11 protein-coding genes are annotated in these 11,923 nt (G+C 74.7%); 4 read left to right on the top strand and 7 right to left on the bottom strand.

The genetic code is table 11. From position 1 onward, the window contains the following. Positions 1 to 12: 12 nt before the first annotated feature. Entirely contained in the window at positions 13 to 1,458 is a 1,446-nt protein-coding gene (locus ACF1DX_RS14325) for a hypothetical protein (RefSeq protein ID WP_391791471.1), read from the top strand. 89 nt (positions 1,459 to 1,547) lie between these two features. Here the strand turns inward: ACF1DX_RS14325 and ACF1DX_RS14320 are convergent, their stop codons facing one another. Genes ACF1DX_RS14320 through ACF1DX_RS14310 form a run of 3 tightly spaced genes read right to left on the bottom strand, consistent with a single transcriptional unit; the run spans position 1,548 to position 6,540 of the window. After that, positions 1,548 to 2,207 (bottom strand): RES family NAD+ phosphorylase, encoded by a 660-nt coding sequence (locus ACF1DX_RS14320; protein WP_391791470.1) that lies wholly within the window; start codon positions 2,205 to 2,207, stop codon positions 1,548 to 1,550. Further along, complete coding sequence (locus tag ACF1DX_RS14315) at positions 2,207 to 2,935, bottom strand: hypothetical protein (protein WP_391791469.1); 729 nt, start codon at positions 2,933 to 2,935, stop codon at positions 2,207 to 2,209. The genes ACF1DX_RS14320 and ACF1DX_RS14315 overlap by 1 nt, the downstream gene beginning before the upstream one ends. After that, positions 2,932 to 6,540 (bottom strand): CHAT domain-containing protein, encoded by a 3,609-nt coding sequence (locus tag ACF1DX_RS14310; RefSeq protein ID WP_391791468.1) that lies wholly within the window; start codon positions 6,538 to 6,540, stop codon positions 2,932 to 2,934. Before ACF1DX_RS14310 ends, ACF1DX_RS14315 begins: the two co-directional genes overlap by 4 nt. A 247-nt stretch (positions 6,541 to 6,787) precedes the next feature. Between ACF1DX_RS14310 and ACF1DX_RS14305 the strand changes: the two genes are divergently transcribed. Both ACF1DX_RS14305 and ACF1DX_RS14300 read left to right on the top strand, forming a co-directional pair. Continuing rightward, entirely contained in the window at positions 6,788 to 7,132 is a 345-nt protein-coding gene (locus ACF1DX_RS14305; protein WP_391791467.1) for a hypothetical protein, read from the top strand. Then, positions 7,129 to 7,785 (top strand): hypothetical protein, encoded by a 657-nt coding sequence (locus ACF1DX_RS14300; RefSeq protein WP_391791466.1) that lies wholly within the window; start codon positions 7,129 to 7,131, stop codon positions 7,783 to 7,785. Before ACF1DX_RS14305 ends, ACF1DX_RS14300 begins: the two co-directional genes overlap by 4 nt. A gap of 26 nt (positions 7,786 to 7,811) precedes the next feature. On the opposite strand, the gene ACF1DX_RS14295 is transcribed toward ACF1DX_RS14300, so the two are convergent. After that, complete coding sequence (locus ACF1DX_RS14295; RefSeq protein ID WP_391791465.1) at positions 7,812 to 8,804, bottom strand: NAD(P)-dependent alcohol dehydrogenase; 993 nt, start codon at positions 8,802 to 8,804, stop codon at positions 7,812 to 7,814. Positions 8,805 to 8,887: 83 nt separating this feature from the next. After that, positions 8,888 to 9,583 (bottom strand): TetR/AcrR family transcriptional regulator, encoded by a 696-nt coding sequence (locus ACF1DX_RS14290; RefSeq protein WP_391791464.1) that lies wholly within the window; start codon positions 9,581 to 9,583, stop codon positions 8,888 to 8,890. A gap of 250 nt (positions 9,584 to 9,833) precedes the next feature. Between ACF1DX_RS14290 and ACF1DX_RS14285 the strand changes: the two genes are divergently transcribed. Continuing rightward, on the top strand, positions 9,834 to 10,121 hold the full coding sequence (locus ACF1DX_RS14285; RefSeq protein ID WP_391791463.1) for a zinc-ribbon domain-containing protein: 288 nt from the start codon (positions 9,834 to 9,836) through the stop codon (positions 10,119 to 10,121). A gap of 28 nt (positions 10,122 to 10,149) precedes the next feature. Here the strand turns inward: ACF1DX_RS14285 and ACF1DX_RS14280 are convergent, their stop codons facing one another. Then, positions 10,150 to 10,857: a TIGR03943 family putative permease subunit gene (locus ACF1DX_RS14280; RefSeq protein WP_391791665.1), complete on the bottom strand. Its 708-nt coding sequence runs from the start codon at positions 10,855 to 10,857 to the stop codon at positions 10,150 to 10,152. A gap of 17 nt (positions 10,858 to 10,874) precedes the next feature. Continuing rightward, positions 10,875 to 11,921: a permease gene (locus tag ACF1DX_RS14275; RefSeq protein WP_391791462.1), complete on the bottom strand. Its 1,047-nt coding sequence runs from the start codon at positions 11,919 to 11,921 to the stop codon at positions 10,875 to 10,877. Positions 11,922 to 11,923: the final 2 nt, after the last annotated feature.

Genomic DNA, 11,923 nt, shown 5'->3' with positions numbered 1-11,923 from the left:
GGCCGTCCGGCGGTGCTGGACATCCAGGCCGAGCAGCGGTTCCTGAACGAGGCCGAACGCCGCGGCGGCGACGCCGCCCGCGCGGGGGCGCTGGATCCGCTGGTGCTGCAGAGCGACGACCGGATCACGTACTTCGCCGAACTGGCGTCGCTGCGGGACCGGGTCATCCGCGGCATCGGCGAGGAACTGCACCACGCCGAGCAACAGGCGAGAATCGACGACGCGCACGCCCTCGCCGAGGCCGCGCGGCTGCGCGCCGAGACGGAGCTGATCGACCGGGAACTGGCCCGTACCGACGAGCAGATCGCCACCACCACACGCCAGTTGGACCTGCTGGCGATGCGCTCGACCCGCTGGAACCGCTTCCGTGACTCGCTGCGCGAGCGCATGGAGAGGCGGGCGCTGGAAGGCCGCGACGGACAGGCTCCCCGGAACCCGGCCGGCGAGTCGGAGCACGGAGACGGGGGCGGACACGGGGACGGGGACGACCCGGCGCGCGGCGTACGGGAGACCCCGGACGCCGGTGACCCGCAGTGGGTGAACGTCACACGGTCCTCCCCCGCCCCCGAGCCACCCGCACCACGCCGGACCGCCGGCACCGGCCACCCGGCGGCGTCGACGGGCGCCGGGCTGGCCCGCGCGTGGGAAGGGCTCCACAAGCGGCCCGCCGTCCCCGACTGGATGAGGTGGGGGCTGCTGCTCCTGATCATCGCGGTCGAGCTGCCCATCTACTGGGTGGCCTACCAGCCGTTCCACGGCATCGGCACCCTCAACGCGGACGCGCAGACCGGTGTGCTCGCCGTGGGCACGGCGGCCATGATGGTGGTGCTGCCGCACCTGGCGGGCCTGGCGCTGCGACGGCGCCCGGAGACGGGCTCGTTCCGGGCGGTCTGGTTCCCCGCCCTGTCCCTGCTCGCCGTCTGGGTCTTCCTGACCGGCGTGCTCGGCATCGTCCGCGCCAAGTACGTCATGCAGACCGAGGAACCCCCGCCCGTCACCGACGGTTTCCGCGCCGCCGGCACGGACACCGCCACCGGCAGCCTGATCGAGCGGCTGGACCTGGAGCCGTGGACGGTGACCTGGCTGTTCGTCGCCCTCCTCGTCCTCTCCGGAGGCATCGGCCTCCTGCTCGCACTGTGCAGGGAGCACCCGTACCTGGACGCCTACCGCACGGCGGTCGAGCGCCGGGGCGAGCTGGTACGGCGGCGGGAGCTCGGCCTGGTCGAGGCGGAGCGCCAGCGGGTCGTCGCGGACACGGCCGACGCCCGGCGCGAGGACCGCAGGGCGGCGGCGGAGGACAGGGTGCGGGCCACCCGCGAACTCCACGAGGCGGCGGCCCACCGCTACCTCACCGGGGTCCTCATGGCGGCCAGGGAGCCGGCGGTCACGGAGGCGGCGATGCGGCTGTCCCAGAAGTGGCCCCTCCTCCCGATGACCCGCGGTGAGGCCTCCGTCTGACCCGGTGCGCGGTCACCGGCCGCACGACGGGAGCCCGCCGCCCCGGCCCCGCGAAGGGCCGGGGCGGCGGGCTTCAGCCGTGCCGCGGGTCAGCTCAGCGGAGCGGGGATCACCGAACGCAAGGGGCTCAGCAGCCGGTTGACCCGCTCCAGTCCTTCCGGGGAGTCCAGCCGCCAGCTCTCCTCCGGCGTCCGGTCCGCCGCACACGGCACTCCCCGGTCCCCGAAGAACTGCACGGCGGCACGGGGCCGGCACCTCTTGGACGTCCACCGCAGCCCCTGTGCGGCGGCGCAGTGCTGCCGCACCACCTGCACCCAGTACCGCGTCTTGTCGTACTCGCGTTCCTCGCAGTCGACCAGCCACTCGTCCTGCCACACCGACGCCAGTCCCTCGGCCGTGGTCAGGTCGACGAGCGTGATGTCCTCGGTGGTGCGCAGCGCGGAGAGCCGGTACCGGGAGGCCTGCGCCCAGGGGATCAGCCGGACCCCTGAACCGCGGTCGAACTCCACGGACCGCAGGAAGACCTCGGCCAGCGCGGCCACCGGATCCAGCGCGGCGTACAGATAGGGGTAGGGGTCGCGCTCGGTGGCGTCGAAGCGGTTCCCCTTGAAGAACTCGTGCGCCGGGCGGGGGTTGAACTCCGCCGCGCCGTAACGCCCGCTGTGGCAGCGCCAGATGAGGCTGCCGGCCGGGAGCACGGTGAGTACGGGGTCCATGGCGACGCCCTCGGGCGGGGCCTGCAGCGCCATCAGTCCGCCTCCACCAGTTCGAGCGCGGCCCCTTCCAGTTCCTCGTCGGGCAGCGTGCCCAGGAGGTCCGCGGGAACGCCGTGCAGCCAGCCGTTCCCGCCCAGCCACCAGTCGGCCGCGCCCCACGGGTCCAGGTCGGCGCGGAGCAGGCCGTTGATGCGCAGTACGACGGGCAGCGGCTGCAGTGTGCCGGGCCGGAACTGGAAGCGCGGGCAGCGCGCCCCGGAGCCTCCGGGCCGGGGGTCCACGAGCCGGATCAGTTCCGGCCGGTCCTCGTGCGAGGAGAGGAGTTCGGCGTGCTCCCGTTCGGTCAGCGCGGGCGCGGCGAGCAGCCGTTCCCGGGCCGCCGCCAGCAACTCCTCCGGCTCCGGCGCCGGTTCGGCGCCCGTCCGCGGACCGGGGTCCGAAGCGGCCGTCGCGTCCCGCGCCTCCAGCAGGTTCAGCACCGTACCGATCGCGTCGGCGGACGGCAGCGCCCGGCCCTCCGTGCCGTCGGCCGCGTACCGGCGGCTCCCCAGCGCGGCGGACACCGGGTGCTCCGGGGGCAGCGCGGAGAGCGCCCGGCGCAGCCGCCGCAGGGCCGGGGAAGCGGACCGGCCGGCCGTCACCGCCTCGCGCGTCTCGCGCAGCGCGGCGGCCACCTCCGCCCGGTCCTCCTCGTCGTGCAGATCGGCGGCCAGCGACTCCTGGTGCGTCACCAGGAGCGCCAGCAGGTCTTCCGGGGTCACTGCGGGGTACCTCCCGAGGGGTTGCCGTGATGGACGAACGCCGCCCAGACGTCGGCGTCGCGGAAGTCCCTGTTCCAGCGGCGGGTCCGGACCCGTTCCAGCGCCCGCACCGGTGGCCGTTCACCGGGGTCGGTGAGCATCCAGCGCTGGGCCGCCCGCAGCGCGTCCGGCGGCGCCGCTCCGGCGGCGAGCCGGTCGTGCAGGACCAGCATCAGGATCTCGGACTCGTCGTCGTCCACGCCCCAGCGCGTTCCGACGGCGTCGGCCGCGAGCCGGTGCACCAGCACGGACGTCACGGTCAGTGCCTCGTCGTGGTCGCGGGTGGTGAGGTCCGTCTCGCAGGCGCCGCACACCACCAGCGGCCCCCGCGACCGGTAGGCCTCACCGTCGTGCGGGGTTTCCAGGAGGGTGGCGAGGGTGAGCGGCTCGTAGGCGTCGCGGTCCGGAGCCGGGCCGCCCGGCCGGGAGGGCGCCAGCCGGAGGGCGGAGGTCGTGGGATCGGGGCCCGCGATGCCGTGGCAGGAGAGGTGGACCAGGGAGGCGGCGGACTCGGCGCGTCCCCCGAGCAGGGACAGTACGGTCTTCGGGGTGGCGGGCGCGTCCGGGTCCCGGTACACCTCGGCGTGCGGGTAGTAGACCTCGTGCAGGAGCTCGATCTCCTCCTCCGCCCAGGCCAGCCGGTCGTCCCCGTGGAAGGCCAGCGCGGGGCGTCCGCCGGGGGGCATCCGGGTCCGGGCCGACGCCCGCAGGAACTCCTGCCCCGAGGCGGCGTGCGAGATCACCGAAACCTCGAAGGCCCGCACCTGCCCGGGTCCGCCGAGCTCCGCCGGGGGACGCAGCACCGCCGCGGGCCAGGGCACCACACCGAGGGTGCCGCACGGCACCAGGACCAGCCGCACCGCCCGCGCGGCCGGACCGCCGCCCGCCGGAGCGGCGGCCAGCCCCGCCTCGGCGAGGGCCCGCGGCCACACGCCCAGCGTGTCCAGTACGGGCGTCAGCACCTCCCCCGCCCATACGCACACCTCGTCGAGCGCCTCCCGCCACCGTGTCCCGGCCCGCCGGACCTCCTGCGGGGAGGCACCGGTGTCGGCGTCCACCCGTTTGCGTTCCGCGTCCGCGTCCAGAAAGGCGGTCAGCGGCGCGCGTCCCTCGGCGGAGAGCGCGGGCAGCGGCACGGAGCGGGCGGGGCCCGCGGGTGTGATCAGGAGGACCGCGCCGTCGTCCGTGCCGCCGCCGGGCAGCAGCTGGACGAGAGCGTCCACGTCCGCCCGGGCCAGCCCGTCCCGCAGCGCGGCCACCCGGTCGGCGGGCGTCATGTCCTCGGTCTCCCGCTGCTCCGAACGCAACAGGTCGAGAGCCTGCCGCCGCACATCACCGGGAAGCCCGGGACCGCCCCCGGCCGCCGCGAACACGGCCCGCCCCACGACTCCGGCCGCGTCCCCCGCGCCTCCCGCACCGTCGGACGCCGCCCCACCCGCACCGTCGGACGCCGCGCCCCCCGCACCGGGCGCCGCGGGCACAGCCGCCTCGCGCCAGCGGATCGCGAGTTCCGCGGCGCCCAGGGCTTCGAGCCGGTCGGCGACGCTTCTGGACTCGGCCGCCGCCGCGAGAACCAGGGAGCGCCCCGCCTCCAGGCAGTCGACCGCCTCGTCCACCCGTCCGGCGGCCAGGGCCCAGGAGGCGGCGGTGCAGCCGTGGTCCGCGCCTCGCCGGGCGGCACGCAGGCCGTGGCGTACGCCGAGCTGGAGCAGGACCTCGTCCGCGGCGGCCCGCAACGACCGGCGGGCGGCGGACACGGCGGCCTGGAGATCCTCCGCTGCCTGCGGCGTGCCGGCGCGGGCGGTCGCCCGGCCGGCCAGCGCGGAGGCGAGCTGCCAGTACGCGCTCTGCGCGTCCGGGGCGCCCTCGGGCGGCAGGAGCCGGCAGGCCGTCTCCAGTTCGGCGACGCATTCGTCCAGGGCGTCCGGTTCACCGGTGCGCAGGTAGAGGGTGTCCAGCCCGATGGCCAGGGAGACGCGGGTCTTGACCTCCGAGTCGAAGGTGAGGCCCGGTTTCCCCAGCGCCGTACGGGTGCGCCGGATGCCTTCCCTGATGTGGTCCGGGCCCGACCCGAGCAGGGCGGACAGGGAGGACAGGGGAGCCGCGCCCAGATCGGTCAGCGTCCGCAGGTGAGCACTCCCGCCGAAACTCTCCTGGGCGTTCTCCATGTGGATGACCGCCTGGTGCGTGTCCGCGCGGGAGCGGGACATCTGGGCGCGGGACAGATAGGCGTAGCCCAGCGTGTACTCCAGGACCCCCAGCAGACCCTCGGCGGTCAGCGCCGTGGTGTCGAGGTCGTGGAGTTCGTCGATGAGCAGGTCCGTGGCGGCGAGATCGCGCGTCTCCCGCAGTTCCGTGAGCCGCAACTGGACCCGCATGCAGTCGGCGAGCGCGCGCATCCCGCTGCCGGCCCCGCCGGCCGGCAGCGGGGGGAGGCTCGCCAGCAGTTCCTGCGCCGCCTCCGTGTCCAGCAGGCTGCCGCCCGTCTCGCCCGCGAGCACCAGCAGCATCGACACCGTGACATGGAGCCACTCGGCCTGCTCCTCGGTGGCGAACTCGCCGGCCCGCGCGGCATCCTGGAGCTGTTCCAGCGCGCTGTGCAGGTGTCCGCGGTCCGCGGTGCGCATACCGAGCGAGATCCGCAGCATCACGGCGACCATGCGGGACGACAGCGAGGAACCGGGCCGGGTCAGCCGGCGGACGAGTCCGGAGACCTCCTCGCCCCGCACGGCCTGGGGCGACGTCGCCTCCAGCAGGGCCAGGAACTCCGGTACGAGGGCGTCGTCCTCCTCCTGCTGCTCCTCCTGCGGGCCGGACCGGTCCGCCGGCCGGTCGAGGGAGCGGGAGGCCGTGCCGGGGCGCAGCAACGACGCGGCGGTCTCCATGACATGGCGGAGCTGCGGAGGAAGATGGGCGGAGCTCGTCCGCAGCTCCTCCGCGAACTCGGACACCGCCTGCCGGTCGTCCATCCGGAGCGTCGTGAGCCGGGAGAGGGTGTCCATGAGTGCTCGTGCGGGGGCCGGGAGCTTCCCGGCGAGGCCGGACTCGGACGCCAGCCGGTAGAGCAGTTGGAGGTCCTCGACGTACCCGGGGCCGCCATGGCTCCCCGGCCTGCCCACCCACATCATGTCGGTGAAGGACGCCTCGTCCAGGGGGCCGGAGTGCATCGCCGCCACCTTGCCCAACCGGCGGACGAGCAGCAGGATCAGATCCTTGCGCGCCCTCACCCGCTCCCGCTCCGTCAGCAGGTCGTTCCGCCGGGCCGCCGCCAGCAGGTCCTGCGCCCTGACGCGGTCCTCCTCGGCCCCGCCGAGCACGGACCTGACGGCGAGCAGTGAACCCAGCCGGGCCTCCAGCCGGGCCACGGCCACGGCGGGGTCCCCGTCCGTCGCGTCCGGTGCCGCGCCCTCGGCCAGGAGGGCGCCGGCCGCCTCGATCTCCTCGTCGAGCGCGGCTCCGCGAAGGCCCTCGTACGCCTCGGGCCGCTCGGGCACCCGGCAGTCCTCGGTGCGGGACAGGACCGCTTCGGCCCGGACGTGCAGCGGTTCGGTGGCGGCGTCACTCATGTTCCGTTCCTCCCGGTGCCATCATGCCCGCTGCCCGTCCCCCGCGGTGGCGGACCGGCCGCACCGCCACCCGCACAACCGGTTTCCGCCCGAACTCCGCCCGGACCCGCCCTTTTTGAGGTACGGGTGGGTCACCGTCCGGTCGTGTTCCGGGTGCCGGCCGCGCGACATCCGGAACCGTGCGGCCGGACAGGGACGAACAGGGCATGCTGGGCCCGTCCGCGCACACCCGCACAAGGAGGCCGGCATGCCGGGGGAGAGCGTCCCGACCAGTACCGACACCGACCACTCGACGGCGGAACCCCCCGTGCCGTACCGGGAGACGACCGCCGACGGCTACGCGCGCGACTTCACGCGGGAGGCGCGGGCGCTGTCCGTGGACGACGACACGACGGTTCTCAGCGGGAGTTGCCCCCGCTGCGGCTGCTCCTTCACCTTCACGTACCGGCCCCGGGCGTTCCGCGGCCCCCGGCGGGGTCCGCGGGTGCGGGAGATCCCGGTGATGTGCACCTGCGCCGTCGAGCACGAGGGACGTCCGGCCGGCGAGGAGGGCTGCGGGGCCTACTGGAACGTGCGGATGGAGCACCTGTGACGACCGGCCCGCGGCTCACTCCCGGCCGTCCCGCCATCGCCGCGGACCGCGCGGCGGCCCACCGGATGCGGCAGGCGCTGGCCGAAGAGCTGCCGAAGGTCCGGGAGGCCGCACTGGCCTGGCGCAACGGCCTGGCCGGGCTGTTCGTCGGCCTGCTCGGCTTCGGCCTGGTCAAGGGCCGTACCGATGTCACCAAGCTCGCCTCCCCCTACGACGCGCTGGTGGGCGGCATGCTCCTGCTGTCCCTGGTGTGCGGCGCCGTGGGTGCGCTGCACCTGCTGCGCGCCGCGCACGGCACACCGGTGGCGACCCCGCTGGTTCCGGAGCCGGACTCCGATCCGGCGGCGCGGTACACCGGGGACCATGTGGAGGCCGGCCGCGCCCTGCGGGCGATGCGCCGGGGCGTGGTCCTCACCATGGCGTGCGGCGCGCTGCTGGTGGCGGGCGTCGCCTTCACCTGGTACGGGCCGGGGAAGGACGGACCGCGGCTGCTGGTGAGGACCCCGTCGGGCACGGAGTGCGGCGAGCCCCGGCGCACCGAGCACGGCACGGTGCTGCTGAAGACGGACACCGGCGAGGTGAAGGTGTCCCTCGTCGATGCGACGGCGGTCGTGGCGGTGGAGACCTGTCCGGGGGGCGCGCAGGGCGGCTGACGGAACGCGCCGGGCCCCGGAACGGCTCACCGCTCCACGGTGAGTACGGCCTTGCCGCGGGCGTGTCCCCCTTCCACATGGCGCATCCCCTCGGCCGCTTCGGCCAGCGGGTACGTCCGGTCGACCACCGGCGTGAGGCGGCCGGACCCGATGAGCGCGGTGACGGCGAGCAGGTCCTCGTGGACGGGGCCGGCCGGGGCCGCCGGGAGGATCACCCGGAGCCGCTGCCGGACGACCCTGTCGACCGCGAGAAGTTTCAGCATGGCCCCCATCGCGCCGAACACACGGCCGGGCGAGCCGCCGCCGTTGCCCACCAGGGTTCCCGTCGGGGTGAGCGCCCGGCGCAGCCGGCCCAGCGGGTGGTTGCCCACGTTGTCCAGGATGACGTCGTAGCGTGCGCGGCCGTCGGTGAAGTCCTCGCGCGCGTAGTCGATGACGTGCCCGGCGCCCAGTGAGCGCACCAGGTCGGTGTTGCGGGCGCTGCACACGCCGGTGACCTCGGCGCCGAGGGACGCGGCGATCTGCACGGCGAACGTGCCCACGCCGCCGCCGGCCCCGTTGACCAGCACCCGCCGCCCCGCCCGCACCCGCCCCACGGTCCGGATGCCGCGCAGGGCCGTCACCGCCCCCATCGGGACGGCCGCGGCCTGTTCGAAGGTCAGGTCCGCGGGTTTGGGGACCAGGAGGTCCTCGGTGGTGCACGCGTACTCGGCGAAGGCGCCCGGGCAGAAGCCCAGCACCTCGTCGCCGGGCCGCAGCCCCCGCACGCCGGCGCCGACCGCCTCGACGCGTCCGGCCGCGTCGATCCCGGCCACGCGCGACTTCGGGCGGGTCAGCCCCACGTCCCCGGTCAGCCGGGCCGCGTACGGGTCGCCGCGCAGCATGTGCCAGTCGTACGGGTTGAGCGCGGCGGCGCGCACCCGCACCAGTACCTGTCCGGCCCCCGGCTCGGGACGGTCGACGTCCGCCACTTCCAGGACGTCCGGCGGACCGAAGCGGTCCTGGACGATCGCCTTCATCCGGATCTCCCCCTCGCAGGTGTACGGCGTACACCCATCATCATGGGTGTACGCCGTACACCTGGCAAGGGCCGGGAAGGATGTCAGGGCAGCAGCCGGGCCAGACCGTCCAGCGTCAGGTCCAGGGCGAACTCGAACTCGTACTGGTCGTCGCAGCCCGGGCCGACGACGGACTCCTCGTCGTGGGTGACCGCCATGGCCAGTGCGGTGATGTGGGGGTAGCGCGCGGCCATCTCCTCGGGCGGCAGCGCGTCCGGGTCCGGCTCACGGCCTGCGCCGTCCTCGAACAGCTCCTGGGAGAAGCCCAGCAGCCGGCTGCCCATGACGTGCATCGCGTGATGGACCAGGTCGAGCGGGAAGCCCCCGGCCCGGAAGAGCCCGATCATCGAGTCCAGGTACGCCATCACCACGGGGGTCGGCGCGGCCCGCGCCTTCAGCCGTGCCTCGATGACCCCGGACGCCCACGGGTGACGCAGCAGCATGCGGCGGGCGGAGAGCACCCGCAGCCGGACGGCGGTCTTCCAGTCGGTGTCCGTGACCGGTGGGTCGATCTCACCGACGAGGACGTCGATCATGCCGTCCAGCAGCTCGTTCTTGTTGGCCACGTGCTTGTACAGCGCCATGGGCACGACGCCGAGCACCTGCGCCAGCTTCCGCATGCTGAGCGCGTCGACCCCGCCCTCGTCGGCCAGGGCGACGGCGGCGGACAGCACCCGCGCCCTGCTCAGGGGGGGGCGGGTCCGGTGGACGGCGTCGGTCTGTCCGGTGATCTCCACCATCCCCTCTCGCGCCGGCCGGTGCGGACGAGTGCGGACCGCCCCGGTGTACGGCGTCCACCCTAGGCGTCCGCGCCCTCCCCCTCCTCGCCGGGGCCGCCCACTCGACGAACCGGACGACGATCCCGTCGGCGTACCGGGGGCCGGTGCGCTTGTGCGGGGTGCGGCAATGCGGTGGCCGGTCACGTTGCCGACCGCGGCCACCGTCTGGTGTGGTGGTTCGGGGGACCGAGGCCCGGGAAGGATCCACGACATGATCATTTTTGGCACCAAGGGGTACCTGTACCAGCTCGCGATACTGACGCTGGTGTGCGCGCAGTGCGGGAACCCCGCCGCGCACACGCTCAGGAAGCGGGTCACCAAGTTCACCCTGTTCTTCGTCCCGCTGTTCCCGGTCTCGACGAAGTACACGACGCAGTGCACCTTCTGCGGCGCGGAGCAGAAGGTGACCGGGGAGCAGGCCGAGCAGCTCCAGGCGCAGGCGATCGGCGGCGGGCAGGGCCACGGGCAGCAGTCGCCGCAGCAGCCGTACCGGTCCTAGCCGGCCGCGGTCCCGGCCGGCTGCCGTCCTAGCCGCTCCACGCCTCGTCGTACGGGTCCTGCGGGACCGGGACCGGCTCGGCGCGGGTGACCTCGAAGTACGGGACCGGGCCGTCGTTGACGGGATCCTTCGTACGGCGCGGGGTGTAGCGGCCGGTGACCTCCAGCCAGGTGTCCGGCCGCAGGACCGGGGGGATCTCGCCGGTGAGGGCGATCTTGACCGGCTGGGCGTCGGCGGCACAGCAGTTGAGGCCCATGCGGACCAGGTACGGGGCGCCGGCGCCGTCCAGGGCCACGAAACCGGTGACGGAGATCGGGCGGTCGCGCAGGTGACGGCCGTGGTCGTAGACCGCGCGGGCCGCGTACTCCCCGACTCCGAGACGCAGCGGCCCCCGCTCGGGCAGCTCCGGATAGCCGAGGGGTTCCTGCAGGGCCGTGCCGGTGTGGGTGGCGCTGTAGGAGCCGAGGGCGGGCGGGGCGACCAGGATCAGGGCGAAGAGGGGGAGGGTGAGGAGCCAGGAAATACGGGGTTCCCGGTGCGACTTCGCCGAGTGCGGCCCGCGGCGCCATGCGTACCAGGCCGTCGCCGCCGCCGTCGCGATCAGCACCGCGCCCGACAGCAGCAGCAGCGGGCGCAGGCCCGCCTTGACGTACCGCAGGTGCAGGTCGGTCAGGCCGGCGTGCAGCACGGTCGCGCCGAGGAGGAACAGCAGGGCCGCCTGGGCCTGGTGGTTCAGGTCCGGCTTGGCGGGCTTCACAGCAGCACCGCTCCCGTCAGGGCCGAGACGACCACCGCCAGGGCGAAGGTCGCGGGGGCGAAGCGCAGGGCGAAGGCACGGCCGAACGTGCCCGCCTGCAGGGCGAAGAGCTTCAGGTCGACCATCGGTCCCACCACCAGGAAGGCGAGCCGGGCCGTCAGCGAGAACTGGGTGAGCGACGCCGCCACGAACGCGTCCGCCTCCGAGCAGATCGACAGCAGCACCGCCAGGGCGGCCAGGGCCAGCACCGACAGCACCGGGCTGCCGGCCGCCGCGCGCAGCCACTCCGCCGGGACCACCGCCTTCAGCGTGGCCGCCGCCATCGCGCCGACCACCAGATAGCCGCCCGCGTGCGTCACGTCGTGCCGTACCGAACCCCAGAACGCCGCACCCCTGCCCTGCCCCTCGTACGGCGAGCGGGAGGGCGGGCGCAGCCAGTCGGTGCGGCCGAGGCGCTGCCACAGCCAGCCCATCGCGCACGCCACCAGCAGGCTCGCGACGAAACGGGCGAGCACCATTTCGGGATCGCCGGGGAAGGCGACCGCCGTCGCCGTCAGCACGACCGGGTTGATCGCGGGGGCGGAGAGCAGGAACGCCAGGGCGGCCGCCGGCGTCACTCCCCTGCGCACCAGTGCGCCCGCCACCGGCACGGACGCGCACTCGCAGCCCGGCAGCACCGCCCCCGCCGCGCCCGCGACGGGTACGGCCAGCGCGGGGCGCCTGGGCAGGGCGCGGGCGAAGAACGACGGCGGGACGAACACCGCGATCGCCGCTGACAGCAGGACGCCGAGCACCAGGAAGGGCAGGGCCTGGAGGACCACCGCCACGAACACCGTCATCCAGCTCTGCGTCACCGGCGCGGCCAGGGCGCTGCGGACGGGGTCCTGGAACATCACGGCCGTGAGGAGGACGAGGGTGAGGAGGAGGGGGGAGGTGAGGTGGTGGGACGCCTCGTCGTGCGTCTCCTCCTCGCCGTACGTCTTCTCCTCCCGGCCGCCGTGGGGTCCGGCGGTGCCGTGCGGGGGCGGTTTCGTGCTGGCCACGG

Source organism: Streptomyces sp. NPDC014676, from assembly GCF_043084105.1.
Lineage (GTDB): Bacteria > Actinomycetota > Actinomycetes > Streptomycetales > Streptomycetaceae > Streptomyces.
This window is presented reverse-complemented; position numbering and strand designations above follow the sequence as displayed.

Coding starts and splice junctions, on each gene's coding strand:
- ACF1DX_RS14320 (WP_391791470.1), bottom strand. CDS start 2,207: ATGGCGCTGCAGGCCCCGCCCGAGGGCGTCGCCATGGACCCCGTACTC.
- ACF1DX_RS14310 (WP_391791468.1), bottom strand. CDS start 6,540: ATGAGTGACGCCGCCACCGAACCGCTGCACGTCCGGGCCGAAGCGGTC.
- ACF1DX_RS14305 (WP_391791467.1), top strand. CDS start 6,788: ATGCCGGGGGAGAGCGTCCCGACCAGTACCGACACCGACCACTCGACG.
- ACF1DX_RS14295 (WP_391791465.1), bottom strand. CDS start 8,804: ATGAAGGCGATCGTCCAGGACCGCTTCGGTCCGCCGGACGTCCTGGAA.
- ACF1DX_RS14290 (WP_391791464.1), bottom strand. CDS start 9,583: ATGGTGGAGATCACCGGACAGACCGACGCCGTCCACCGGACCCGCCCC.
- ACF1DX_RS14285 (WP_391791463.1), top strand. CDS start 9,834: ATGATCATTTTTGGCACCAAGGGGTACCTGTACCAGCTCGCGATACTG.